Origin of the sequence: Cellulomonas sp. PhB143 (assembly GCF_003752595.1) — a bacterium.
GTDB lineage: Bacteria > Actinomycetota > Actinomycetes > Actinomycetales > Cellulomonadaceae > Paraoerskovia.
The window spans coordinates 25,235-50,615 of record NZ_RKIJ01000009.1; the positions used below are offsets into that span (position 1 = coordinate 25,235).

The 25,381-nt window shown below is 75.3% G+C and carries 18 protein-coding genes; 9 read left to right on the plus strand and 9 right to left on the minus strand.

From position 1 onward, the window contains the following. Window positions 1-14 precede the first annotated feature (14 nt). Window positions 15-1,226, plus strand: coding sequence for an acyl-CoA dehydrogenase family protein (locus tag EDF32_RS01625; RefSeq protein ID WP_123306805.1), 1,212 nt, complete (start codon window positions 15-17; stop codon window positions 1,224-1,226). Then, window positions 1,223-2,812 (plus strand): long-chain fatty acid--CoA ligase, encoded by a 1,590-nt coding sequence (locus tag EDF32_RS01630; protein WP_123306806.1) that lies wholly within the window; start codon window positions 1,223-1,225, stop codon window positions 2,810-2,812. Before EDF32_RS01625 ends, EDF32_RS01630 begins: the two co-directional genes overlap by 4 nt. 22 nt (window positions 2,813-2,834) lie before the next feature. On the opposite strand, the gene EDF32_RS01635 is transcribed toward EDF32_RS01630, so the two are convergent. The 3 genes from EDF32_RS01635 to EDF32_RS01645 are packed head-to-tail and all read right to left on the minus strand — an operon-like array spanning window position 2,835 to window position 6,222. Beyond that, window positions 2,835-3,860 carry a hypothetical protein gene (locus tag EDF32_RS01635; protein ID WP_123306807.1) on the minus strand — a complete coding sequence of 342 codons (1,026 nt, stop codon included), beginning with the start codon at window positions 3,858-3,860 and terminating at the stop codon, window positions 2,835-2,837. Then, complete coding sequence (gene mnmA, locus EDF32_RS01640; protein ID WP_123306808.1) at window positions 3,857-4,984, minus strand: tRNA 2-thiouridine(34) synthase MnmA; 1,128 nt, start codon at window positions 4,982-4,984, stop codon at window positions 3,857-3,859. Before mnmA ends, EDF32_RS01635 begins: the two co-directional genes overlap by 4 nt. Continuing rightward, window positions 4,984-6,222 (minus strand): cysteine desulfurase family protein, encoded by a 1,239-nt coding sequence (locus EDF32_RS01645; RefSeq protein WP_123306809.1) that lies wholly within the window; start codon window positions 6,220-6,222, stop codon window positions 4,984-4,986. The genes mnmA and EDF32_RS01645 overlap by 1 nt, the downstream gene beginning before the upstream one ends. Window positions 6,223-6,342: 120 nt before the next feature. Between EDF32_RS01645 and EDF32_RS01650 the strand changes: the two genes are divergently transcribed. Further along, a complete protein-coding gene (locus tag EDF32_RS01650) occupies window positions 6,343-7,446 on the plus strand; it encodes a phosphotransferase (RefSeq protein WP_123306810.1) in 1,104 nt (367 codons plus the stop codon). A gap of 1 nt (window position 7,447) precedes the next feature. Here the strand turns inward: EDF32_RS01650 and EDF32_RS01655 are convergent, their stop codons facing one another. Then, window positions 7,448-8,434, minus strand: coding sequence for an electron transfer flavoprotein subunit alpha/FixB family protein (locus tag EDF32_RS01655; protein WP_123306811.1), 987 nt, complete (start codon window positions 8,432-8,434; stop codon window positions 7,448-7,450). An 11-nt stretch (window positions 8,435-8,445) separates the two neighbouring features. Next, window positions 8,446-9,255 carry an electron transfer flavoprotein subunit beta/FixA family protein gene (locus EDF32_RS01660; RefSeq protein WP_123306812.1) on the minus strand — a complete coding sequence of 270 codons (810 nt, stop codon included), beginning with the start codon at window positions 9,253-9,255 and terminating at the stop codon, window positions 8,446-8,448. A gap of 87 nt (window positions 9,256-9,342) precedes the next feature. On the opposite strand from EDF32_RS01660, the gene glgX reads away from it, so the two are divergent. Together glgX and EDF32_RS01670 are read left to right on the plus strand one after the other, a co-directional pair. After that, entirely contained in the window at window positions 9,343-11,661 is a 2,319-nt protein-coding gene (gene glgX / locus EDF32_RS01665) for a glycogen debranching protein GlgX (RefSeq protein ID WP_370449882.1), read from the plus strand. A 22-nt stretch (window positions 11,662-11,683) separates the two neighbouring features. Next, a complete protein-coding gene (locus EDF32_RS01670) occupies window positions 11,684-13,369 on the plus strand; it encodes an FAD-binding dehydrogenase (protein ID WP_123306813.1) in 1,686 nt (561 codons plus the stop codon). Between the two features lie 156 nt (window positions 13,370-13,525). Here EDF32_RS01670 and EDF32_RS01675 read toward each other — a convergent pair whose 3' ends face one another. Both EDF32_RS01675 and EDF32_RS14805 read right to left on the minus strand, forming a co-directional pair. After that, window positions 13,526-14,449, minus strand: a complete 924-nt coding sequence (locus tag EDF32_RS01675; protein WP_123306814.1) for a hypothetical protein — start codon at window positions 14,447-14,449, stop codon at window positions 13,526-13,528. A gap of 361 nt (window positions 14,450-14,810) precedes the next feature. Further along, window positions 14,811-15,317 carry a hypothetical protein gene (locus tag EDF32_RS14805; RefSeq protein WP_233565689.1) on the minus strand — a complete coding sequence of 169 codons (507 nt, stop codon included), beginning with the start codon at window positions 15,315-15,317 and terminating at the stop codon, window positions 14,811-14,813. A gap of 13 nt (window positions 15,318-15,330) precedes the next feature. On the opposite strand from EDF32_RS14805, the gene EDF32_RS01680 reads away from it, so the two are divergent. The 4 genes from EDF32_RS01680 to glgB all read left to right on the plus strand — a co-directional run bounded on the left by EDF32_RS01680 (window position 15,331) and on the right by glgB (window position 22,875). Beyond that, window positions 15,331-17,286, plus strand: a complete 1,956-nt coding sequence (locus EDF32_RS01680; protein ID WP_370449883.1) for an alpha-1,4-glucan--maltose-1-phosphate maltosyltransferase — start codon at window positions 15,331-15,333, stop codon at window positions 17,284-17,286. Further along, window positions 17,283-19,094, plus strand: coding sequence for a maltose alpha-D-glucosyltransferase (gene treS / locus EDF32_RS01685; RefSeq protein ID WP_123306816.1), 1,812 nt, complete (start codon window positions 17,283-17,285; stop codon window positions 19,092-19,094). The genes EDF32_RS01680 and treS overlap by 4 nt, the downstream gene beginning before the upstream one ends. 46 nt (window positions 19,095-19,140) lie before the next feature. Continuing rightward, a complete protein-coding gene (locus EDF32_RS01690; protein WP_233565616.1) occupies window positions 19,141-20,583 on the plus strand; it encodes an aminoglycoside phosphotransferase in 1,443 nt (480 codons plus the stop codon). 66 nt (window positions 20,584-20,649) lie between these two features. Continuing rightward, window positions 20,650-22,875: a 1,4-alpha-glucan branching protein GlgB gene (gene glgB, locus EDF32_RS01695; protein WP_123306818.1), complete on the plus strand. Its 2,226-nt coding sequence runs from the start codon at window positions 20,650-20,652 to the stop codon at window positions 22,873-22,875. Between the two features lie 54 nt (window positions 22,876-22,929). On the opposite strand, the gene EDF32_RS01700 is transcribed toward glgB, so the two are convergent. Then, on the minus strand, window positions 22,930-23,880 hold the full coding sequence (locus EDF32_RS01700; RefSeq protein WP_123306819.1) for a tetratricopeptide repeat protein: 951 nt from the start codon (window positions 23,878-23,880) through the stop codon (window positions 22,930-22,932). Between the two features lie 79 nt (window positions 23,881-23,959). Next, complete coding sequence (locus EDF32_RS01705; protein WP_305037911.1) at window positions 23,960-25,360, minus strand: amino acid permease; 1,401 nt, start codon at window positions 25,358-25,360, stop codon at window positions 23,960-23,962. Window positions 25,361-25,381: the final 21 nt, after the last annotated feature.

The window sequence follows — 25,381 nt, forward strand, 5'->3', positions numbered from 1 at the left end:
CCGAAGGACCCGCCATGGACTTCTCCCACGACGCGCGCACCGCCGAGCTCGTCGCCGCCGCGACCGCGTTCCGCGACGAGCGCGTGCTGCCCGCCGAGCGGGTGCTCGACGCCCAGCTCGCCGCGACGCCGGACCAGTGGGGCTACCGACCGGTCGTCGGCGAGCTGCAGGCCGCCGCGCGGGCCCGGGGCCTGTGGAACCTGTTCCTCACCGGCGACACCCCCGGCGGCGCCGGCCTGACCAACCTCCAGTACGCGCCGGTCGCGGAGGTGACGGGCTGGAGCCCGCGGCTGGGCCCCGTTGCGTTCAACTGCTCGGCCCCCGACACGGGCAACATGGACCTGCTCGCGCAGTTCGGCACCCCCGAGCAGAAGGAGCGGTGGCTCGAGCCCCTGCTCACCGGGACCATCCGGTCCTCGTTCTGCATGACCGAGCCCGACGTCGCGTCGTCGGACGCCACGAACATCGCCACCCGCGTGCGCCCCGACGGCGACCACTACGTCATCACCGGGCGCAAGTGGTGGTCCACCGGAGCGATGAACCCGGACGCGGCCGTCTTCGTCGTCATGGGCAAGACCGACCCCGACGCGGCGCGCCACCGCCAGCAGTCGATGGTCCTCGTGCCCCGGGACACGCCCGGCGTGCGGATCGTGCGGCACCTGACGACGTTCGGCTACGACGACCGGGACCACGGCGGGCACGCGGAGATCGCGTTCGACGACGTCCGGGTGCCCGCCGCGAACCTCGTCGGCGGCGAGGGTGACGGGTTCGCGATCGCCCAGGCGCGCCTCGGCCCCGGTCGCATCCACCACTGCATGCGCGCGATCGGCATGGCCGAGCGCGCCCTGGCGCTGGTCCGCGAGCGGGCCCGCGGGCGCGTGGCGTTCCACCGGCCGATCGCCGAGCAGGGCGTGGTGCGCGAGTGGGTCGCCGAGTCCCGCATCCAGCTCGAGGCGCTGCGCCTGTTGGTTCTCAAGACCGCGTGGCTCATGGACACCGTCGGCAACAAGCAGGCGATGACCGAGATCCAGGCGATCAAGATCGCCGTGCCCCGCGCGGTGCAGACCATCCTCGACCGGTCCATCCAGGTGTTCGGTGCCGCCGGGCTGGCGAGCGACCAGCCGATCGCGGAGATGTTCGCCGGCGCGCGGGCCCTGCGCCTGGCCGACGGGCCGGACGAGGTGCACCTCTCGGCGCTCGGCAAGGCAGAGATGAGGCGTTCATGACCCGGCACGCACCCGACCCCGCGATCGACGGGGACGGCTTCGGCACGCTGTCCGCCGCGACCATCCTGTCCGGGACCGCGGCGCGCCACCCCGCCCGCACCGCGATCCTCTACGGCGACGAGACCATCACCTACGCCGACCTGTGGGCGCAGGCGCTGGCGTATGCCGGTGCCCTGCGCGCCCGGGGCGTCGGGCGCGGCGACCGCGTCGCCGTCCTGGTCCCCAACGTCCCCGACTTCCCCCGCGTGTACTACGCCGTCCTCGCGCTCGGCGCCGTCGTGGTCCCCGTCCACCTGCTGTTCAAGGCGGACGAGATCGAGCACGTGCTGCGCGACTGCGGCATCGACCTCATGGTGGCCGCCGGCCCGGTCCTCGGCGAGGCGCTCCCCGCGGCCCGCGGCGCGGGCGTGCCGGTCGTGACCGTCCTGGCGCCCGCGGCGGCCGACGGCGGGCCGGACCTGCCGCGCCTGGAGGACGAGGCGTCGTCGGCCGCCCCGCTCCCCCGGGCCGAGGCGGTGCGGCCGACGGATGCCGCCACGATCCTGTACACCTCCGGGACGACGGGCACGCCCAAGGGCGCCGTCGCCTCGCACCTGACGGTCGTGGAGCAGGTGCACGCCGCGCTGCTCGACTCGATCGAGATCCTGCCCGACGACGTGATCTTCGGCGGGCTGCCCCTGTTCCACGGGTTCGGCCAGAGCGCGGTGATGAACCTCGGGTTCCGCCGCGGCGCGGCGATCGTCCTGCTGCCGCGGTTCGAGCCGAGGGCCGCCCTGGACCTGCTCGTCGAGCACCGGGCCACCGTGTTCACCGCGGTGCCGACGATGTACGTGGGGATGATCGAGGCGGCGCGCGGCACGGACGCCCGCCCGCCCCTGCGGTTCGCGATCTCCGGCGGCGCGGCCCTGCCCGTCGCCGTGCTCGAGGCGTTCTCCGAGACGTTCGGCGCGTCGGTGCACGAGGGGTACGGCCTCACCGAGGCGGGGCCCAACGTGTCGGTGAACACGGTCTTCGAGCCGATCCGCCCCGGCACCGTGGGCCGCCCGTTGTGGGGGGTCGACGTCGCGGTCGCCGACCCGGCCGTCGAGGGCCGGGTCGAGCTGCTCGAGGAGCCCGGCGCCGTCGGCGAGGTCGTGGTGCGCGGCCACAATCTCTTCAAGGGCTACCTGGGCCGCGAGGACGCGTCGCGCGAGGCCGTGGTGGACGGGTGGCTGCGCAGCGGCGACCTCGGGACGGTGGATGCCGACGGCATCCTCACCATCGTCGACCGCAAGAAGGACATGATCGTCCGCAACGGCTACAACGTGTACCCGCTGGAGGTCGAGGCGGTGCTCGCCCGGCACCCGGACGTGGCGATCGCCGCGGTGTTCGGTGTTCCCGACGAGCGCCACGGCCAGGAGGTGCACGCCGCCGTCGTGCTGGGCGACGACGCGTCCGTCGCGCCCGAGGACCTCGCCGCCTTCGCACGCGAGAAGATCGCCGCCTACAAGTACCCGCGCGTGGTGCACGTCGTCGACGCGATGCCGCTCGGCCCGAGCGGCAAGGTGCTCAAGCGGGTGCTGGCCGAGCGGTTCGCGCCCGCCTAGCCCGGCAGCGTCCGGCGTCCGCTCAGCCGTCGGCGCGCTCGGCGAGCACCGCCGCGGCGCGGCCCAGGTTCCCCACCACGGCCCGGGCCGCGTCGAGGGACCCGTCGGCGATCGAGCGTCCCGACTCGAGCAGGACGACGTCGCCCAGCCCGGCGGCCGGGAGCCCGACCCGCCGCCACGGCACCGAGACGGCGTCCGCCAGCGCGACGACGTCCGGGCCGGCGCACTGCGAGACCCGCGCCGGCGGCAGGCCGGCCCAGAGCCCGACGCCGCGCTCGCTCGCCTTCGCGACGTCCGTCCACAGCCGCTCGTCCCAGGTCCCGGGAGCGAGGTCGAGCCCGACGGCGTCGGCCCCGGCGAGCACCGCGGGGCCGATCCCGCTGCGCGAGGCGCCGACCTGCATCACGACCCGCGCCCCGGCGTCGTGCAGGGCGTCGACGACGGTGCGCAGGCCCTCGACGACCTCCGGCCCGTGGACCGCACGGATCCGCGAGAAACCGGAGAAGGTCGGCAGCACGCCCGCCCCGACCTGGGCGAGCAGCGGCTCGTCGAGCTGGACCACGAGCTCGCCCCCCGGGACCTGGCGGCGCACGTCGGCGAGGTGGTCCGTGAGACCGGCGGCGAGCGACTCGGCCAGCTCGCCGCGCGCGCCGGTGTCGGCGAGCAGGCGGTCGCCGCGCGCGAGGTAGAGCTCTGCGGCCAGCGACCACGGGCCGGTGACGGACACCGTGAAGGGCCCCCGGTACCCGTACGCGGCGATCGACAGCGCCCCGAGGTCGTCCGCCAGCAGCGCGCGGGCGCGGCGCTCGTCCGTGCCCGTGCGGTCGGCCGTCCGCCAGCCGTGCGGCCCGAGCTCGACCGGCATCTCGACGAGCATCGCGACGGCGCGCCCCAGCGCGTCGGCCTCGACGCCCCGCGCGGGCAGCTGGACGAGGTACGGCAGCGCGGCGACGCCCGTGGGCAGCTCCGTGAGGTCGCCGAGCACGACCTGCTGGGCCTCCAGCGGATCGGTGCCGGGCCGCGGTCCGTGCCCGGAGACCGCCGTCACGCGCGCGTCCCGACGCTCGCGGGCCGGGCACGGTGCGCGCTCGCGACGGTCGCCTGGCCGAGCACGCGGGTGCCGCGGTAGACGACGAGCGACTGCCCCGCCGCGACGCCGCGCAGCGGCGCGCCGAGCAGCTCGACCTCCGCGCCGGCGTCGCCCGTCGTCCGGACGCGGGCCGGGACCGGCGCGCCGTGCGCCCGCACCTGGACCTCCCCCTCGACCCAGCCGTCGGCACCGGCGCCAGCCAGGACGTCGTCGGCCAGCCAGACGCTCTTCTCCCCGGTGATCCGGTCCACGCTCAGCAGCTCGGCGGCGCCGACGACGACGCGGTTCGCCGCGGCGTCGACCTCCAGCACGTAGCGCGGGCGCCCGTCCGCCGCGGGCGCGTCGATGCCCAGCCCCTTGCGCTGGCCGACCGTGTACCCGTAGGCGCCGTCGTGCTCGCCCAGCACCGCGCCGGAGGAGTCCACGATCTCCCCCGGCCGAGACCCGAGCCGGTCTCGCAGGAAGCCCTGGGTGTTGCCGTCGCGGACGAAGCAGATGTCGTAGGAGTCCGGCTTCGCGGAGACCGACAGCCCGCGCCGCGCGGCCTCGGCCCGCACCTCGTCCTTGCTCGCGAACCCGCCGAGCGGGAAGAGCGCGCGCTCGAGGCGCTCGGGACCCATCACCGCGAGCACGTAGGACTGGTCCTTCGCGGCGTCCGCCGCGCGGTGCAGCTCGGTGACCGCGCCCCGCACGACGCGCGCGTAGTGGCCCGTCGCGACGGCGTCGAAGCCGAGCGCCGTCGCCTTGTCGAGGAGCGCCTCGAACTTGATGTGCTCGTTGCACCGCACGCACGGGTTGGGCGTGCGGCCCGCCTCGTACTCGCGCAGGAAGTCCGCGACGACGGTCTCCTCGAAGCGCGCGGAGAGGTCCCACACGTAGTAGGGGATGCCGACGACGTCGGCCGCGCGCCGCGCGTCGCCCGCGTCCTCGATCGAGCAGCAGCCGCGCGAGCCCGAGCGCATCTGGTCGCGCTCGCGCGAGAGCGCCATGTGCACGCCGACGACGTCGTGCCCCGCCTCGACCGCGAGCGCCGCGGCGACCGCCGAGTCCACCCCGCCCGACATCGCCGCCAGGACGCGCATCAGATCCCCCCGACCCGGGCCGGCGCGGACGCGAGCCCGGCAGCCGCGGCGCGCTCGACCACGCCGGGCAGGACCTCGAGGAGCCGCGCCACGTCGTCGGGCGTCGAGGTCGCCCCGAGGGAGAAGCGCAGGGCGCCGCGCGCCGCGTCCTCGGGGACCCCCATGGCGATCAGCACGTGCGAGGGCTGCGGCACGCCGGCCTGGCACGCCGAGCCCGTCGAGACCTGCACGCCCGCCGAGTCGAGCAGGTAGAGCAGCGAGTCCCCCTCGCAGCCGGGGAAGGTGAAGTGGGCGTTGGCGGGGAGCCGGCCGGGCGTGCCCGCAGGTCCCGGCTCCGGCCCGCGCAGGACGGCGTCCGGCACCAGCCGGCGCACGCCCGCCACGAGCTCGTCGCGCAGGGCGGCCAGCCGCTCCGCCTCGCCCGCGCGCCGCGCGACCGCCTCGGTCAGCGCCACGGCGAAGGCCCGCACGGCCGGGGTGTCGACCGTGCCCGAGCGCACGCCGCGCTCCTGCCCGCCGCCGTGCAGCACGGGCGTGAGGTCCAGGCCCCGGGCGGCGACGAGCGCGCCGACGCCCACCGGGCCGCCGAGCTTGTGCGCGCTGACGGTCATCGCGTCCAGCCCGGAGGCCGCGAAGTCCACCTCGAGGTGCGCGACGGCCTGCACCGCGTCGCTGTGCACCGGGATGCCGTGGGGACGGGCGGCGCGCACCACCTCGTCGACCGGCTGCACGGTGCCCACCTCGTTGTTCGCCCACATCACCGAGATCAGGGCGACCTCGTCCGCGTGCTCGGCCAGCTCGGCGTGCAGCGCGCCGACGTCCAGCCGGCCGACGTCGTCGACCGGCAGCAGGACGATCTCGGCACCGGTGTGCTCCGCCATCCAGAACGCCGGGTCGAGGACCGCGTGGTGCTCGACCGCGGAGACGAGGATCCGCCGGCGCCTCGGGTCGGCCGACTTGCGCGCCCAGAAGATGCCCTTGACCGCGAGGTTGTCGGCCTCCGTGCCGCCCGCGGTGAAGAGCACCTCGCTCGGGCGCGCGCCGAGCGCCGCGCCGACCGCCTCGCGCGACTCCTCCACCGCGCGGCGCGCGCACCGGCCCGCCGAGTGCAGGGAGGAGGCGTTGCCCACCGTCGAGAGCTCGTCGACCATCGCCGCGACCGCGGCCGGCGACACCGGCGTCGTGGCGGCGTGGTCGAGGTACACGGACGCGTCCGGTCCGTCCGTCTGGGGGGTCACAGCAGACCAGTCTACGAACCGGCCGGGGGCGACACGAGCCACGGGTCACCCGCCTCCCGCCCGCCGCGGCATAGGTTGTCCAGGGCACCCGACCCCGACCCGATCCCGAGCGGCCCCTCCATGCATCATCCGGACGACGTCCCCATCACGAGCCAGATCCCCCGCGCGGAGGTTCGCGCGAAGATCGACGGCGCGCGGCTCGGCAGCGCCCGGATCGTCAACCCGCCCGCGATCGGGCGCCGGCCGTGGGCCTCGGTGCCCCGTGACGTCCGCGCGGAGATCGACGCGATCAACGGGTCGCCCGTGGTCGCCGAGCAGCTCGCCCGCCCGGGGTTCAGCGGCGGCATCGCGAGCACGGTGACGCTCGCCTCGGGGCGCCGGATGTTCCTCAAGGCGGCGTCCGTCGTCGAGGAGCCGTTCGCCGCCGACCTGCACCGCGCCGAGGCCGAGACCGCCGTCCGCCTGCCCGAGGCCGTGCCCGCCCCCGAGTTCCTGTGGACCTACGCCGACGACGAGTGGATCGTGCTCGCCTACGAGGTCGTCGCGGGCGACCACCCGACGACCCCCTGGGGCCGCTACGCGCTCGCCCGCGCCCTCGCGGCGATCGACGACCTCTCCCGCGTCCCGGGCGCCCGCGACCTGCAGCTGCGCCCGACGGGGCCCGACCTCGCGTCGATGTGCTCGGGGTGGGCCGCGCTGGACGCCGAGCCGGACGCGTTCGGCGAGGGCCTGGCCCGCATCGCGCCGTGGGCGACCGGGCGCCTGCACCAGCTCGCGGAGATCGAGAAGGGCGTCCTCGTGGCGAGCGAGGGCGAGGCGCTGGTGCACGGGGACCTGCGCGCCGACACGATGCTCCTGGCCCACGGCGACATGTACCTGCTCGACTGGCCCTACGCGTCGCGCGGGGCGCCGTGGCTCGATCTCGCGCTGTTCCTGCCCACGATCGGCATGCAGGGCATCGCCACCGAGCTCGACCCCGTCGACGCGGCGTCGTCGCCCGAGGAGCGCAAGGCCACCGGCGTCGAGCTCGCGCGGATGTTCGCGGCGCACCCGCTCGGCGGGACCGTGCACCCGGCCGACCTGCGCGCCGTCGTCGCCGGCGTCGCGGGCTACCTGATCTCCTCGGCCCTGCAGCCCGCGTCCCCGGGCGTGCCCGGGCTGCGGGACGTGCAGAGCGCCCAGGGCGTCGCGGCGATCGCCTGGCTCGAGCAGCTCGGGATCTGAGCTACGCGCCGTCCTGGCGGTGCGCGCGGATCGCGGCAGCCGCCTGGGGCAGGACGTCGGCGAGGTCCCCGACCACGGCGAAGTCGCTGATCTCGAACAGCGGGCACTCCGGGTCGTTGTTCACCGCCACCACCACCTGCGAGGACTGCATGCCCCCGCGGTGGTGCGGAGCCCCGGAGATCCCCGCGCCGATGTACAGGCGCGGGGCCACCGAGACGCCCGTCTGCCCCACGAACTCGTCGAACCAGCCCTCGAAGACGGCGTCGCGGCTCGCCCCGACGGCCGCGCCGAGCGCGTCGGCTAGGTCGAGGACCGGGCCGAAGTCGCCGTCGGTCCCGCGCCCGCCGGCGACGACGGTCGCGGCCTCCGCGAGGTCCGGGCGCCCGCCAGTGGTCGGGTGGACGGCGCGCGAGCGCGTCCGCACCGCCGTCGCGGCGGCGTCCGGCTCCACCGGGAACCCGGCCACCTGCGTCTCCACGGTCGTCCCGGCCGGCGCGGGCACGACGGCGTTGGCCCGGACCGTGAGCACGGCGACGTCGGTCGTGACCTCGCACTCCGTCTCCCACGTGCCGGCGAACGCGGTCTTGGCGCCGACGACGTGGCCGTCGTCCGTGGCCGTGACGCCCACCGCGTCGACGACCAGGCCCGCCCCGGTCGCGTGCGCGAGGTGCGCGGCGACCTCCTTCGTCACGAACGAGGAGGTGAGCAGGACGACGTCGGCCCCCGCGACCTCCACCGCCCGGGCCAGCGCGGCGGCGACCACGGGCGGGCGGTGGCGCTGCTCCGGGTCGTCGAGGGCGAGCTCGGCCTGGCGCACGTGCTCGACGCCGTAGGTGCCGAGCTGGGCGAGGGTCTCGAGGCTGGGCGCCTCGAGGGCCACCGCCTCCACGCGGCCCAGGCCGCGGGCGAGCGTGAGGATCTCGAGCGCGGGCGAGCGCAGCTCGGTCGCCGGGGTGTCGAGCAGGACGAGGACGGTGCGGGCGTTCATGAGGATCCCTCTCAGACCAGCTCGTTGCGGATGAGGAACTCGGCGAGCGCCGTGCCGCCGTCGCCCTTGTCGACGACGACCTCGGCCTCGGGGCGCTCCGGCCGCGGCTCGGCGCGCACGGTGCGGGTCCGCGCCCCGGCCTCGCCGACCCGCGAGGGATCGAGGCCGACGTCCGCCAGCGACCACTGCTCGACCGGCTTGCCGCGCGCCGCCATGATCAGCCGGAAGTTCGGGAACCGCGGCTGGTTGATGTGGTCGCTGACGCTCACCACCGCGGGCAGCGGCGCCTCGAGCTCCTCGCTCACGTGCCCGACGTCGCAGGTCGCGCGGGCGGTGCCCGCCGCGGCGTCGACCTCCAGCCGGTCCGCGAACGCGAGGTGCGGGCGACCCAGCTCCGCCGCCACGAACGAGGGGACGACGGACCCGAGGCCGTCGAGGGCCGCCATGCCCGCGAGCACGAGGTCCACGGGGCCGTCCTGCTCGAGCCGACGCACGGCGGCGGCGAGCACCGCGGCCGTGCCGGCGTAGTCGGACCCGGCGATCGCGTCGTCGCTGACGAGCACGCCGCGGTCCACGCCGAGCTGGAACGCCTTGCGCACCGCCGCGGCCGCGTCCGGGCCGCCGACGGTCAGGGCGACGACCTCGCTCGCGGCGCGCTCCTCCTCGCCCAGCGCCTCGACGAGGCTCAGCGCCGCCTCGAGGGCGTTCTCGTCGAGCTCGTTGAGCGTGCCGTCGTCGGGCACGCGCTCGACCCGGCCGTCCGCGAAGCCACGCTCGGACTGGATGTCGGGGACGTACTTCACGGCGACGACGATGCGCACAACGATCACTCCTCCACGAGCCGGGTTCGTCCCGAACACTACCGGCGGGCCCCGCACCGTGTCGGGGGCGTACGCGAGAATGGACGCGTGAACCCGCTCGAGCCCACCGCCCGCCCCTCCGTGACGGGCACCGACCACCACGGCCACGTCCCCCCGCTGGGCGTGCACCTGCGCGGCGACGGCGCCGACGTCGCCGTCCGGGCGGCCTACGCGACCGGCGTCGAGCTCTGCCTGATCGACGTCCTGGACGCCCCGGACGACGCTGCGGCCGGCGGGCCCGCGTACCGCGAGACCCGCGTGCCGCTGGACGGCCCGACGTACGGCGTCTGGCACGCGCACGTGCCCGGGGTGCGCGAGGGCCAGCGCTACGGATTCCGGGTCAGCGGCCCGTGGACGCCCCGCGAGGGCCACCGGCACAACCCCGCGAAGCTCCTCGTCGACCCGTACGCGCGCGGGATCGTCGGCGCCTTCGACCACTCCGCGGCGGCCTACGCCTACGTCGCCGAGGGCGATCCCGCCGCGGGCGGCGTGCACGGCGACCCCTACGGGCCCCCCGACCCGCGCGACTCGCTGCCCCACGTGCCCCACTCCGTCGTCGTCGGGCCGCGGACGGCGCACGCCGAGGTGGCGCGCCCCCACGTCCCGTGGTCGCAGACCGTGGTCTACGAGGCGCACGTGCGCGGCCTGACGAAGGCCCTGCCCGGCCTGCCGCCCGAGCTGCGCGGCACCTACGCCGGCCTCGCGCACCCGGTGACCGTCGAGCACCTGCGCGCGCTCGGCGTCACGACCCTCGAGCTCCTGCCCGTCCACGCGTCCGTCACCGAGCCGCACCTCGTCGCGAAGGGGCTCGAGAACTACTGGGGCTACTCCACGCTCGGGTTCTTCGCCCCGCACGCCGCCTACGCGACGCGCGCCGCCCGGGAGGCCGGGGCGGGCGCCGTCGTCGACGAGGTCCGGGGCATGGTCCACCTGCTGCACGAGGCCGGCATCGAGGTGCTGCTCGACGTCGTGCACAACCACACCGCCGAGGCGGGCGACGACGGCCCCCACCTGTCGCTGCGGGGGCTGGAGAACGCGACGTACTACCTGCACGACGGCGCCTCCCCCGCCCGGTACGCCGACGTCACCGGGACCGGCAACACCCTCGACTTCCGTCAGCCGCGCGTGGTGCAGCTCACCCTGGACTCGTTGCGGTACTGGGCGCAGGAGATCGGCGTCGACGGGTTCCGCTTCGACCTCGCCGTCACGCTCGGCCGGGGTCCGGCCGGGTTCGACCCGCACCACCCGTTCCTCGTCGCGCTGCAGTGCGACCCGGTGCTGAACGGGCTCAAGCTCGTGGCCGAGCCGTGGGACGTCGGCCCCGGCGGCTGGCAGACCGGCGGCTTCCCGGCGCCCATGGCGGAGTGGAACGACCGGTTCCGCAACGCCGCGCGCCAGTTCTGGCTCGCCGACCCGCGCGAGGCCGCCCACGGCCGCGGAACGCGCGGCGTGCGCGAGCTCGCGACGCGGCTCGCCGGCAGCGCCGACCTCTTCGGGCACAGCGAGCCGCCGCTGGTCCGCGGCCCCGTCGCGTCGATCAACATGGTCACCGCCCACGACGGCTTCACGCTCGCCGACCTCGTCGCGTTCGACCACAAGCACAACGAGGCCAACGGCGAGGGCGGGCGCGACGGGAGCGACGACAACCGCTCGTGGAACCACGGCATCGAGGACCACCTCGACGTGCCCGACGACGAGCCCGGCCCCGGCGGCGAGATCGCCCCGCTGCGCCGCCGCTCGATCCGCAACCTGCTCGCCACGCTCCTGCTCTCCGCGGGCACCCCCATGCTCACCGCCGGGGACGAGCTGGGCCGCACCCAGCGCGGCAACAACAACGCCTACTGCCAGGACAACGAGACCTCCTGGGTCGACTGGGACCTCGACGCCTGGCGCACGGAGCTGCTCGCCACCACGCGGCACCTGCTCGCGCTGCGGCGCGAGCACCGGGCGCTGCGCGCCGACGCGTTCTTCCTCGGCCTGCCGCGCAGCTCCCTGCGCACCGCCGTCCCCGACCTGGTGTGGTTCGGCGCCGAGGGCGACGTGATGGACCAGCGGTCCTGGAACGACCCGGCCACCCGCGTGGTCCAGATGCTGCGCACGGGACCGGCCGACGACGCGCACGACGTGCTCCTCGTGCTCAACGGGTCGCTCGACGACGTCGAGGTCGCGCTCGGCGGGATCGCCGTGCCGGACGGGGCAGGCACCGGGGGCGGGGCGCACGTCCGGCCGCAGGGGTGGACGCTCGCCTGGGACTCGGACTGGGAGCACCCCGACGACCGGTCCACGGTCGAGGGCGACGGGACCGCGGCGCCGGGGGACGTCGTCGTCCTCGAGCCGCTCAGCCTCCAGGTGTACGTCTCGCGCTGAGGCGCGCCGCTAGGCTCGGGCGATGACCGACACGGACGTCATCGTCATCGGCGCGGGCCTGGCCGGCCTCGTCACCGCCGCGGAGCTCACCGCCGCCGGCCGCCGGGTGGTCCTGCTCGACCAGGAGCCCGCGGCGAGCCTCGGGGGCCAGGCGTACTGGTCCTTCGGCGGGCTGTTCCTCGTCGGGTCCCCGGAGCAGCGGCGGCTCGGGGTGTCCGACGACGCCGACCTCGCCCTCGAGGACTGGCTCGGCTCCGCGGACTTCGCCCCCGGCGCGGCCGACGGCGTCGGTCCCGACCGGCACGGCTACGCCTGGGCGCGCTCGTTCGTCGAGTTCGCGGCCGGCGAGATGCGGCCCTGGCTGCACGGGCTCGGCGTGCGGTGGTTCCCGCTCGTGCAGTGGGCGGAGCGCGGCGGGTACGCGGCCGGCGGGCACGGCAACACCGTCCCGCGGTTCCACGTCACCTGGGGCACCGGTCCCGGCCTGCTCGAGCCGTTCGTCCGGGCGGCGCTCGACGCGCACGCCGCCGGCCTCCTGGACCTGCGGTCCCGCCACCGGGTGACCTCGCTCGTCACGACCGGCGGTCGGGTCACCGGCGTGCGCGCGCAGGTGCTGGCCCCGGACCGCGCCGGGCGCGGGGAGCCGTCCTCGCGCGACGTCGTCGGCGACGTCGAGCTGTCGGCGAGCGCCGTCGTCGTCGCCTCCGGGGGGATCGGGGCGAACCACGAGCTGGTGCGCTCGCGCTGGCCGGCCGCGGCCGGGCCGCTGCCCGGACGCATGCTGTCCGGGGTGCCGGACTCGACCGACGGGCTGATGATCGGCGCCGCCGCGGAGGCGGGTGCGGCCCTCGTGCACGAGGACCGCATGTGGCACTACCCCGAGGGCATCGCGAACCACTCCCCCGTGTGGTCCCGGCACGGCATCCGGATCCTGCCGGGCCCGTCGCCGCTGTGGCTCGACGCCGACGGCGGGCGCCTGCCCGCGCCGCTCTTCCCCGGGTTCGACGCACTCGGGGCGCTGCGGCACGTCACCGCCCGCGGCGACGACCACTCCTGGTTCGTGCTCAACCGCACGATCATGGAGACCGAGTTCGCGCTGTCCGGGTCCGAGCAGAACCCCGACCTGACCGGCCGCGACCTGCGGCTCCTCGCCCGGCGGGTGATGCCGGGCGCCGTCGGGCCCGTGGCGCGGTTCGCCGCGGCGTCCCCCGAGTTCGTCTGGGGGGCCGACCCCGCCGAGCTCGCCGCCGGGATGAACGCCCTGGTCGCCGCGACGCCGGGCTCGCGCGGGACCGTCGACGCGGCCGCGCTCGCGCGCACGATCGCGCTGCGGGACGCCCAGGTGCGCTCCGGCCTCGGCAAGGACCCGCAGGTGGTGGCCACGGCCGCCGCGCGCCGCTTCCGCGTCGACCGGCTGATGCGCGTGGCGCCGCCGCGGCCGCTCGTCGACCCGTCCGACGGGCCGCTGCTGGCGGTCCGGCTCTCGGTGCTGACGCGCAAGACGCTCGGCGGGCTGCACACGGACGCCTCGGCGCGCGCGCTCGACGGGGCGGGCGAGGTGCTGCCCGGGCTGTGGGCGGTGGGCGAGGCGGCGGGGTTCGGCGGCGGGGGCGTGCACGGGCACCGCGCGCTCGAGGGCACGTTCCTCGGCGGGTGCGTGCACACGGGGCGCGTCGCGGGGCGGGCGGTGGCGGCGGAGCTCGCCTGACCCCCGCCGCCGGGCCCCCTCTCCGCCGGACCGCCACACCGCCCGCCGCACCGCCCGCCGCACCTCCCTCACCCACCCACGCCCCGCGAGTTCGATGCTGCGGCGCGAGTTCGATGCCGAGGGGGTCGACCTCGCGCCGGAGCATCGAACTCGCGCTCAGCGGGACGCCGTCGTGCGCCGCAGCAGCGCGGCGATCCTCGCCACCACGCGTTCCGGGTCCCTCAGGTCAGCCCAGGTGACGCGCACGATCCGCCATCCCGCCTCGGTCAGCGCGTCGTGGCGCTCCTTCTCCGCGGCGAGCCGGGCCCGCGGATCCCCGAACGATCCGCCCGAGTACTTCACGGCAGCGTCGAACTCCACGCCGACGAGAGACTGCGGCCAGCCACCGTCGAGGCGCACCGTGCCCCGCCACGTGACCACCTCGTGCTGCGGCACGAACGGCGGGAGGCCGGCGGCGACCACGACGTGGCGCAGCAGCGTCTCGCCGGGCGACTCGGCGCGGCCATCCATCGTTGCCAGGACCTCGCGAGCCCTGCGGACGCCGCGCCCTCTGACGACGGCCTCGAGACGTCGCTCGATCTCGGCCCGGCGCGCACCGAGCCGCAGGGCCGAGTCGGCAACCACCAGCCCCTGCGGCACGGGGAGCAGCCTCGCGCAGTCCACGACGGTCCGCTCGAGCGACGTCACCGGGAGCCCGTGGCGCTCCGCGCGATCCGCTGCCGGCACGTCGCTGCGGTGGCGGGCGAGAGTCGCGTCCTGACAGCCCGCCCCGCTGGGACGCCCGAGCTGGGTGACGTGCGGCACGGGGTCCAGCCGCCACGTCCAGCAGCCCCAGAGCAGCGCCGCACTGGTGTGGCTGAACCAGTAGCGCGTCGTCAGCACCTCCGCGACGGCTCGGACGTGCGCGAGCGCCTCCTCCCGTCTGCGCAGGGCCGCCGACGACGGGGCGGTGGCGGCCGCGACGTAGACGCCGCGTCGAGGACGCCATGCGTTCCCGGCGCGGAGGGCCGCCTCGACGTCGGTCCGTGTCGCGCCGACGGAGCGCAGCGCCGGCGGGGGCGCGTCCTCGTGAGGTGTCATCGTCCGATCATCGGCAGCCGGGCTCGCGGGCCGCGCGCTCGGCGGCCGCGCCCTGTGGATGGGCGGCAGATCCACATGCGGCCGCCGCGACGTCACCGCACGACCCACCGCGCCGCACCTCGCGGCACGCTCGACGGGTCTCGACCGCACCAGCCACCGCGAGCTCGACGTTGCCGCTCGAGTTCGATACCGCGGCGATCGAACTCGGTCCGCAGCATCGAACTCGCGGCACGAGACCGCGGAGGAGAACCTGCAGGAGCACGTCGACGGCGGTGGCGGCGGCGCGTCGGAGGTCGGCCCTGGTGCGTCCGGCACCGCGACCTCGTTAGGTTGGTGCCGTGACCCGAGCCAGGCGACGCCCTCAGCCGACCGAACCCCCGACGTCCGAACCGTCGGCAGCACCCGAACCGGCGGCGACCGGCCCGAACCCGACCCCCGGTCCCGCACCCGCGCCGAGGCGCGCGCCCGCGAGCGCCGCCCGCAAGCCGCCGGCGCCCCGTCGCGCCGCCGGCACGCGTACCGGCGCCGTACCGGCGGCCGCGACGCGAGCCTCGACGGCCGCCGTCGGGTCGGCGCGCAGCACCGTGGCGGCCGCTGCCGAGCACCCGACGCGCAGCGCGGTGGCCGCGACCGCGCCGCTGACGGCTGCCCCCGCCCCGACGTCTGCCGCCACTCCCACGCCTGCCGCCGCCACGACGCGGTCTGCCGCACCCGCTCCGGAGACGCCGGCGGCACGCCCGACGCCGTCCGCCCCCCAGCCCAGCTCGTCCGCCGCGACGCTCCCCGCCGCCCCGGCCACCCGGCCCGCCCCGCCGGACGCCGTCGTCCCCGAGCCCAGGCCCGCCTCCCCGCGCCCGGTCGGGCGCATCCCGGTCGTCGAGGTGGCGCCAGCGATCGAGGACGGCCGCTGGCCCGCCAAGGCAGCGGTCGGCGAGGCCCTGCCGATCGAGGCGACCGTCTTCCGCGAGGGGCACGACGCCGTCTCGGCGTCCGCGGTCCTCCTCGCCCCGGACGGCAGCACGCACAGCACGGTGACGATGGTCGACGTCGCGCCCGGCCTCGACCGCTTCCGGGCGGTCGTGCTGCCCGACGCGCCGGGCGACTGGTCGTTCCGCGTCGAGGGCTGGTCCGACCCGTACGCGACCTGGGCGCACGACGCCCTGATCAAGGTCGCCGCCGGGCTCGACGTGGCCCTGATGCTGACGGAGGGCGAGCGGGTGCTGCGCCGCGCCCTGGAGCAGACGTCCCCCGCGCCCGAGGACGCCCGCACCGTCGAGGCCGCCGTCGCCGCTCTCGGGGACCAGGACCGTCCGGCCGAGGCACGCGTCGCGGCCGCGACGTCGTCCGAGGTGCGCGAGGCGCTGGCCCGCGACCCGCTGCGCGACATGGTCTCCCCGTCGGCGACCTATCCCCTGCGCGTGGACCGCCCGCTGGCGCTGTCCGGCGCCTGGTACGAGATGTTCCCGCGCTCGGAGGGCGCCCGGCAGCGCGACGACGGCAGCTGGGTCTCCGGCACCTTCACGACGGCGGCCCGCCGGCTCCCGGACATCGCTGCGATGGGGTTCGACGTCGTCTACCTCACCCCCGTCCACCCCATCGGCACCACGTACCGCAAGGGCCGCAACAACTCCCTGACTGCGCTGCCGGGCGACCCGGGCTCGCCGTACGCGATCGGCTCGCCCGACGGCGGCCACGACGCCATCCACCCGGACCTCGGGTCGGAGCGCACGTTCGCGGGCTTCGTGGAGAGCGCCCGCTCGCTGGGCATGGAGGTCGCCATCGACCTCGCCCTGCAGTGCTCGCCGGACCACCCGTGGGTGACGGAGCACCCGGAGTGGTTCACGACCCGCGCGGACGGCACGATCGCCTACGCGGAGAACCCGCCGAAGAAGTACCAGGACATCTTCCCGCTGAACTTCGACAACGACCCGGAGGGCATCTACGCGGAGATCCTGCGGGTCGTGCGCGTGTGGATCGAGCGCGGCGTGACCCTGTTCCGCGTCGACAACCCGCACACCAAGCCGCTGGTCTTCTGGGAGCGCCTGCTCGCGGAGGTCCGCGCCACCGACCCGGACGTGATCTTCCTGTCGGAGGCGTTCACCAAGCCCGCGATGATGCGCACCCTCGCGGCGATCGGCTTCCACCAGTCGTACACCTACTTCACGTGGCGCAACACGAAGGCGGAGCTGGAGGAGTACCTCGAGACCGTCTCGGGCCCCGAGGGCTCCGTGCTGCGCCCGAGCTTCTGGCCGACGACGCACGACATCCTCCCGCCGTACCTGCAGCACGGCGGGGTGGCCGGGTTCGCGGTGCGCGCGGTGCTCGCCGCGCTCGGCTCGCCGACGTGGGGCGTGTACTCGGGCTACGAGCTCGTGGAGAACGTCCCGCGCCCGGGCGTCGAGGAGCAGATCGACAACGAGAAGTACGAGTACAAGCCGCGGGACTGGTCCCGCGCCCCCGAGATCGGCATCAGCACGCTGATCACCGCGCTCAACGAGGTTCGTCGCGCGCACCCGGCGCTGCGCCAGCTGCGCAACCTCACGGTCCACCCGACGAGCAACGAGCACGTCGTAGCCTTCTCCCGCCACCTGGCGGCGGAGCACTCGCCGACCGGCGAGCCGGACACGGTGCTCGTCGTCGTCAACCTCGACCCGTGGACGGCCCAGGCCGCCACGGTCGACGTCGACCTCGCGGCGCTCGGGCTGGAGCCCGACGACGCGACGACGTACTCCGCGCACGACCTCCTCTCGGGGGAGCAGTACGCCTGGGGAGCCCACCCCTGGGTCCGCCTCGACCCCTACACCCAGGTCGCCCACGTGATCGAGGTCCGCCCATGAGCCGCGAGCCCGCAGAACAGACCACGCACGCCGCACCGGCGTCGGTCCCCGTCCCCGCCCCGTCGAGCCGGCGGGCCTTCGAGCCCGCCTCGATCACGGCCCCGATCCGCGCCCTGCCGCCGCGCCGCCAGCCGACGCCGCCGGGCCAGACCCACCCGGGCCTCTCGGACGACCCCCAGTGGTACAAGACCGCGGTGTTCTACGAGGTGCTCGTGCGCGCGTTCTCCGACTCCGGGGACGGGGGCTCGGGCGACCTGCGCGGCCTGATCGAGCGCCTGGACTACCTGCAGTGGCTCGGCATCGACTGCCTGTGGCTGCCGCCGTTCTACCCGTCGCCGCTGCGCGACGGCGGCTACGACATCTCGGACTACTCGGCCATCGCCTCGCAGTACGGGACGACCGCCGACTTCACCGAGCTCATCGAGAAGGCGCACGAGCGCGGCATGCGCCTGGTCATCGACCTGGTGATGAACCACACGAGCGACCAGCACCCCTGGTTCCAGGCGTCGCGCTCGGACCCGGAGGGCCCCTACGGGGACTTCTACGTGTGGAGCGACGACAACGAGAAGTACGGCGACGCGCGCATCATCTTCGTGGACACCGAGACGTCGAACTGGACGTTCGACCCGGTGCGCCGCCAGTACTTCTGGCACCGCTTCTTCTCCCACCAGCCGGACCTGAACTTCGAGAACCCCCGGGTGGCCGACGCGATGATCGACGTCGCCCGGTTCTGGCTGCAGATGGGCGTCGACGGGTTCCGGCTCGACGCCGTCCCGTACCTGTTCGAGGACGAGGGCACCAACTGCGAGAACCTGCCGCAGACGCACGCCTACCTGCGCCGCGTCCGGGCCATGGTCGACGAGGAGTTCCCCGGCCGCATCATGCTCGCGGAGGCCAACCAGTGGCCGAACGAGGTCGTCGACTACTTCGGCACCGAGGAGGAGCCGGAGTGCCACATGTGCTTCCACTTCCCCGTGATGCCGAGGATCTTCCACGCGCTGCGCGACCAGCGCGCGGGGTCCATCGTCGAGATCCTCGCGGACACGCCGGCGATCCCGGCGTCCGGCCAGTGGTCGACGTTCCTGCGCAACCACGACGAGCTCACGCTCGAGATGGTCTCGACGGAGGAGCGCGCGTCGATGTACGGGTGGTACGCGCCCGACTCGCGCATGCGCGCGAACGTCGGGATCCGGCGTCGGCTCGCGCCGCTGCTCGACAACTCGCGTGCGGAGATCCACCTCGCCCACGCGCTGCTGCTGTCGCTGCCCGGCAGCCCCTGCCTGTACTACGGCGACGAGATCGGCATGGGCGACAACATCTGGCTGCCCGACCGCGACGCGGTGCGCACGCCGATGCAGTGGACGCCGGACCGCAACGCCGGCTTCTCGACCGCTGACCCGGGCAAGCTGTACCTCCCGCTGATCCAGTCGCTCGTGCACAACTACCAGCACACGAACGTCGAGGCGCAGCTCGTGCAGCCGACGTCGCTGCTGCACTGGGTGCACGGCATGCTCGCGGTGCGCAGGCAGCACCCGACGTTCGGCACGGGCGACTTCGTGGCGCTGGAGGCGGACGACGAGTCGGTGCTCGCGTTCCTGCGCCGCTCGCCGCAGGAGACGCTGCTGTGCATCGTGAACCTCTCGGCGACCGCGCGGTCCGCGCGGATCGCGGTCCCGACGCTGGCAGGCGCGGGCCTCTCGGACGTGTTCGGCGGCGCGGCCTTCCCGCCGGTGAGCGAGGACGGCGGCGTCGTGGTCACGTTGGGCTCGCGCGACTTCTTCTGGCTGCACGTCGACCCGGCGGTCTAGCGCGCGTCCCGCACGATCTTGCACGACGGATGAGAGGTGTTGCCCGGTGGACGAGCCTGCACTGGACCGAGGGATGCGGACCGCGCCACCGTCCGCCGAGCTGCTCGCGCTCGTCGAGGGGTGGATGCCCGCCCGGCGGTGGTACCCGGTCAAGGGAACGGCGGTCCGGACCGTGCCGTGGCTGTCGTGGGAGCTGCCCTCTCCCGGCGCCGCGAGCGTCGAGGTGCACCTCCTGCGGCTCGTCGGCGACGGGGTCGACCTCGTGGTCCAGGTCCCCCTCGTCCTCGACCCGGGACCGGGGGCAGCCGTGCCCGACGACGGGCCGAGCGTCGTCGGGCACCTCGCCGGAGCGGGCGCTCCCGGTGCGGGGGGTGCCGTGCCGGTGACGGTGCACGACGGCGCCGCCCACCCCGCGTACTGGGCGGCGGTCCTGCGGCTGGCGGAGTGGGCGCACGGCGAGGCCGGCGCGGGGCCCTCCGCCGGCGCGCCGGACGCGGACGAGCTGGCGGGGGCGCGCCCGCTGGCCGTCGAGCAGTCGAACAGCTCGGTGGTCCTGCCCGGGGTCGCGGGCGGGGGGATGCTGAAGGTCGTGCGCGCCGTCGCGCTGGGGCCGAACCCGGACGTGACGATCCCCCGCGCGCTCGCGGGCGCCGGGTTCGCCGGCGCGCCGCGACCCCTCGCCTGGCTCACGGCCGGCTGGGAGCCGCAGGACGACGCCCCGGGCGCCGACGCCGCACACCCGGGGGCGGAGCCCCGCATCGCGCACCTGGCCGTCCTGGCGGAGCTCGTGCACGGCGCGCAGGACGGGTTCGACCTGGCCTGCGCCCTGGCCGGCCGCGGCGAGAGCTTCGCCGACGGTGCCGGGGCGCTCGGCCGCGCCGTCGCCCGCATGCACGTCGTGCTCGCCGGGGCGTTCGAGCCCGGTCCCCCGCTCGACGCGAAGTGGCTGGTCGACGACCTGCGCCGGCGTGCCGACACCGCCGCCGAGCAGACGCCGGTGCTCGCGGCGCGCCGGGACGCCGTGCGCGGGTTCCACGACGAGGCGGTCTCCCTGCTCGCGCAGTCCGGGGCGAGCACCCGCCTGCAGCGGATCCACGGCGACCTGCACCTCGGTCAGGTCCTGCACGGCGACGAGGGGTGGAAGATCCTCGACTTCGAGGGCGAGCCCATGCGCCCGGTCGCCGAGCGCACCCGGCCCGACGTCGCGCTGCGCGACGTCGCGGGGATGCTGCGGTCCGTCGACTACGCGGCGGCCGTCGGACACGCGACGGACCCGGGGTGGGCGTCCGCCGCCAGCGCCGCGTTCCTCGACGCCTACCGCGCCGAGACGGGGGTCTCGGGGGACGAGGCGCGCGCCGCCGAGGCGCTGCTGCGGGCCCTGCTGCTCGACAAGGCGCTGTACGAGGTGGTCTACGAGACCCGCAACCGGCCCGCCTGGCAGCACATCCCCCTCGCCGCGGTCGACCGCCTGCTCGCCGGCCAGGTCTGAACGGACCGCCTGCGGGTCGCCCGCGGGTCGCCTGCGGGGCGCGGGCGTTCGTGGAAGGGTGATGCCATGTCCACGCAGACGCCCAGCACCCCCGGCACGCACCCGCTCCCGTCCTCTCCCGAGGAGCTGGCCGCGGTCGCCGGCGGACGCCACTACGACCCCCACTCCGTGCTCGGCCCGCACCTGGACGCCGAGGCGGGCACCGCGACGGTCCGCGTGCTGCGCCCGCTGGCGGACGAGGTCGTGGTGCACACCCTCGACGGCGACACCGCCGCCCAGCACGAGCAGGACGGCGTCTGGGTCGCCGTCATCGAGGCCCCGTCCGACGACCTCGGCGTGCACGCCCCCGACTACCGCGTCTCGGCCCGCTACGGCGAGCACGTGGACCGCCGCGACGACCCGTACCGGTTCCTGCCGACCCTCGGCGAGGTCGACGAGCACCTCGTGCGCGAGGGCCGCCACGAGGAGCTCTGGACCGTCCTCGGCGCGAACCTGCGCCACTACCCGAGCGTGCTCGGGGCCGTGCACGGCACGTCGTTCGCCGTGTGGGCGCCCAACGCACGGGCGGTGCGCGTGGTCGGCGAGTTCAACGGCTGGGGCGGCGCGAGCCACGCCATGCGCTCGCTCGGCTCCAGCGGCGTGTGGGAGATCTTCGTCCCCGGCATCGGCGCGGGCACCGTCTACAAGTTCGAGATCCTCACCCCGGACGGCTCGTGGGTGCAGAAGGCCGACCCCGTCGCCAAGGGCACCGAGGTCCCCCCGGCCACGGGCAGCGTGGTCGTCGAGAGCAGCCACACGTGGGCCGACGACGAGTGGATGACCGCTCGCGCCGCCCACGACCCGCACACCGGGCCGGTCAGCACCTACGAGGTGCACCTCGGCTCCTGGCGGCCGGGCCTGAGCTATCGCGAGCTCGCCGACCAGCTCACCGCGTACGTCGTCGAGCACGGGTTCACGCACGTGGAGCTCATGCCGGTCGCGGAGCACCCGTTCGGCGGCTCGTGGGGCTACCAGGTCACGGGCTACTACGCGCCGACGTCCCGGTTCGGCCACCCCGACGACTTCCGGTTCCTCGTCGACTCCCTGCACCGCGCCGGCGTCGGCGTGATCCTCGACTGGGTGCCCGGCCACTTCCCGAGGGACATCTGGGCGCTGGCCCGCTTCGACGGGCTGCCGCTGTACGAGCACCCGGACCCCCTGCGGGGCGAGCAGCCCGACTGGGGCACGTTCGTGTTCGACTTCGGGCGCCGCGAGGTGCGCAACTTCCTCGTCGCCAACGCGACGTACTGGCTCGAGGAGTTCCATGTCGACGCGCTGCGCGTCGACGCGGTCGCCTCGATGCTCTACCTGGACTACTCGCGCGAGCCGGGCCAGTGGCACCCGAACGTGCACGGCGGGCGCGAGCACCTCGAGGCGATCTCGTTCCTGCAGGAGGCGAACGCCACCGCCTACCGGCGCAACCCGGGGACCATGATGATCGCCGAGGAGTCGACGGCGTGGCCCGGCGTCACGCAGCCGACGAGCGCCGGCGGCCTCGGGTTCGGCCTCAAGTGGAACATGGGCTGGATGAACGACACCCTGCGCTACCTGGCCGAGGAGCCGATCAACCGCCGCTACCACCACCACGAGGCGACGTTCTCGATGGTCTACGCCTACTCGGAGCGCTTCGTCCTGCCGATCAGCCACGACGAGGTCGTGCACGGCAAGGGCTCGCTGTTCGGCAAGATGCCCGGCGACCGCTGGCAGAAGCTCGCGGGCGTGCGCGCCCTGCTCGCCTACCAGTGGTCCCACCCGGGCAAGCAGCTGCTGTTCATGGGCAGCGAGCTCGCGCAGCCGACGGAGTGGAACGAGTCGGCCGGCCTCGACTGGGGCCTCGCCGACGACCCCGCCCACGCGGGCGTGCAGCGCACCGTCCGCGACCTCAACGCCTTCTACCGCGCCACCCCCGCGATGTGGGCGCTGGACTCCGACCCCGCCGGCTTCCAGTGGATCGACGCCGACGACGCCGACCACAACGTCCTGTCCTACCTGCGCCTCGACGGCAAGGGCGGCGCCGTCGCCGTCGTGGTGAACTTCGCCGGCACGCCGCACGAGGGCTACCGGCTGGCGCTGCCCAGCGGGGGCCGGTGGCGCGAGGCGCTCAACACGGACGCCGAGACGTACGGCGGCTCCGGGGTCGGCAACCTCGGGGGCGTCGACGCCGAGGCGGTCCCGCACCAGGGCCGCCCCTTCTCGGCCGTGGTGCGGGTCCCGCCGCTCGGCGCGCTGTTCCTCGAGCACGTGGAGGACTGACCGCCTCCGCGCGGGCGGTCGCCGCCCGCGCGGGGGCGCGCCGGTGTCGCGGCGTCAGTACAGCGCGATCGCGAGCCTCTGGCGCGCCTTCGCGACGCGCGGGTCGGTGACGCCGACCACCTCGAAGTACTCCACGAGCCGGGCCCGCACGGACTCCTTGGTCTCGGCATCGGCACCCGGGAGCAGGTCGAGGAGCCGCCCGAACGCGTCCTCCACCTTGCCGCCCAGCATGTCCATGTCGGCGACGGCGAGCTGCACCGCCGCGTCGGCGGGCGCGTCGGCCGCCGCCGTGCGCACGGCGCCGAGCTCGAGACCGCGCGTGCGCTGCAGGAGGTGCACCTGGGCGAGCCCGGCCGGAGCCATCGCGTCCTTCGGGTCCTGCGCGATCGCCTTGCGGTACGCGGCCTCGGCCGCGTCGAGGTCGTCGCGCTCGATCGCGTCGTAGGCCTCCTGGTGCAGGGGCGGCAGCTCGGGCTCCGGCTCGGGCGCCGGCGCCGCGGTCTCCTGCCCGTCCTGGTCCCCCTGGGACGGCGCGCGTCCCGTGACGCCGTTGGCCTCGGCGGCGGCGAGCACCTGGCCGATCACCTCGCGGGCCTGCTCGATCGGCGCCCCGCCCTGGAAGAGCGGCACGGGCTGCCCGGCGAGGACCGCCACGACCGTCGGCACGCCCTGCACCTGGAACGCCTGCGCGACCTGGGGGTACTTCTCGACGTCGACCCGCGCGAGCAGGAAGCGCCCCTCCTGCTCGGCCGCGAGCACGCCGAGGTCGACGCCCACCTGGGCGTTGGCCTGGTCGGTCGGGATCCACAGCAGGACGACGACGGGGTAGCTCGACGAGCTCTCGACCAGGGCGCCGAACGTCTCGTCGGTGACGTCGACGACGTATCCGCCGGCGTCGGGCGCCCCGCCGGGCTGTCCGGGAGGCGGCGCCTGGGGCCGGTTGAGGGCGGCGAGGTCCACGGCGCCGCGGACGTCGAACGGGGACTGGGGGTTCGCATCGCTCATGCCACCCATCCTAGGGAGGCGCCCGGGTGGTGGTCGCCCTGCCGCGTGCTCCGCCGGCCGCCGCCGGCCGCCGACAGGCTCAGCGGGCGTCGCGGGGCGTGCGGACCCGCCGCGTCAGCACGTACACCACGAGGATCACGACGACCAGGCCGGCCGTCGCGAGGAGCTGGGTGCGCGCCGCGTCGTCGGACACCATCAGCCCGGCGAGGGCGACCAGCGCGGCGAGCGTGACCCAGGACAGCCAGGGGTAGCCCCACATGCGTACCCGCATCGGCTCGCCCGTGCGCGCGGCCTCGGCCTCGAGCCGGGGCCGCAGCCTCAGCTGCGAGACCGTGACCAGCAGCCACACCACGAAGAGCGCGGAGCCGACGGCGTTGAGCAGGATCGACAGGAGGGAGTCGGGCAGCAGCCAGTTGAGGCCCACCGCCACGACGCCGAAGAAGACCGACACCAGCACGGCCACCCACGGCACCTCGCGGCGCGAGACCCTGGTGGTCGCGGACGGGGCGTCGTCGCGCTGCCCGAGGGAGAACAGCATGCGCGACGTGCCGTACACGTTGGCGTTGAAGGCGCTCAGGAGGGCCAGCGCGACCACGACCTCCATCAGCCGCGCCGCCCAGCCGAACCCGCCGAGCTGCAGCACGGAGACGAACGGGGAGACCAGCGCGTCGGTGTCGTCCCACGCGACGAGCGACACGATCACCGCGACGGAACCGACGTAGAAGAACAGGATGCGCCACAGGATGGTGCGCGTGGCGCGCGCGACGGCGTCCCGCGGGTCGCGGGCCTCGGCCGCCGCGATCGCCACGATCTCGATGCCGCCGAACGCGAAAGCCACGGCGAGCAGGCCCGCGGCGACGCCTCCGATCCCCGCGGGGGCGAAGCCGCCGTGCTCCGCCCAGTGCCCGAGGACGCTGCCCGTCACGGGCACCACGCCGACGATCATCAGCACGCCCACGACGAGGAACCCGACGATCGCCGCGACCTTGATCAGGGCGAACCAGAACTCGGCCTCGCCGAACTGCCGCACGCCGACGAGGTTGATGCCGCCCAGCACCGCGACGACGACGGCCGCCACCGCCCACTGCGGCACCGCCGGCCACCAGCCGGAGACGATGCCCGCGACCCCGGTGACCTCGACGCCCAGCACCATGATGAGCATGAACCAGTAGAGCCAGCCCAGCAGGAACCCGGCCCAGCGGCCCAGCGCCGCCTCCGCGTAGACGGAGAACGAGCCCGACGCCGGCATCGACGACGCCATCTCCGCGAGCATCCGCATGACGAGCACGACGATCGCGCCCGCGATCGCGTAGCTGACGAGCACCGCGGGCCCGGCGGTGCCGATCGCCTGCCCCGAACCCAGGAACAGCCCGGCACCGATGGCCGAGCCGAGCCCCATCATGGTCAGGTGCCGGGGCCGCAGCCCGTGGGAGAGGTGGGCGTCGGGCGACGGCGCGTCCTTCGGGTCGATGGTGGTCACGGCCGACCACCGTACCGGCCC

Bases quoted from the DNA above. Each gene is read 5' to 3' on its own strand.
- EDF32_RS01625 (WP_123306805.1), top strand. From the start codon at position 15: ATGGACTTCTCCCACGACGCGCGCACCGCCGAGCTCGTCGCCGCCGCG.
- EDF32_RS01630 (WP_123306806.1), top strand. From the start codon at position 1,223: ATGACCCGGCACGCACCCGACCCCGCGATCGACGGGGACGGCTTCGGC.
- mnmA (WP_123306808.1), bottom strand. From the start codon at position 4,984: ATGCGCGTCCTGGCGGCGATGTCGGGCGGGGTGGACTCGGCGGTCGCC.
- EDF32_RS01650 (WP_123306810.1), top strand. From the start codon at position 6,343: ATGCATCATCCGGACGACGTCCCCATCACGAGCCAGATCCCCCGCGCG.
- EDF32_RS01655 (WP_123306811.1), bottom strand. From the start codon at position 8,434: ATGAACGCCCGCACCGTCCTCGTCCTGCTCGACACCCCGGCGACCGAG.
- EDF32_RS01670 (WP_123306813.1), top strand. From the start codon at position 11,684: ATGACCGACACGGACGTCATCGTCATCGGCGCGGGCCTGGCCGGCCTC.
- EDF32_RS01675 (WP_123306814.1), bottom strand. From the start codon at position 14,449: ATGACACCTCACGAGGACGCGCCCCCGCCGGCGCTGCGCTCCGTCGGC.
- EDF32_RS14805 (WP_233565689.1), bottom strand. From the start codon at position 15,317: ATGCGCCCGACCGGGCGCGGGGAGGCGGGCCTGGGCTCGGGGACGACG.
- treS (WP_123306816.1), top strand. From the start codon at position 17,283: ATGAGCCGCGAGCCCGCAGAACAGACCACGCACGCCGCACCGGCGTCG.
- glgB (WP_123306818.1), top strand. From the start codon at position 20,650: ATGTCCACGCAGACGCCCAGCACCCCCGGCACGCACCCGCTCCCGTCC.
- EDF32_RS01700 (WP_123306819.1), bottom strand. From the start codon at position 23,880: ATGAGCGATGCGAACCCCCAGTCCCCGTTCGACGTCCGCGGCGCCGTG.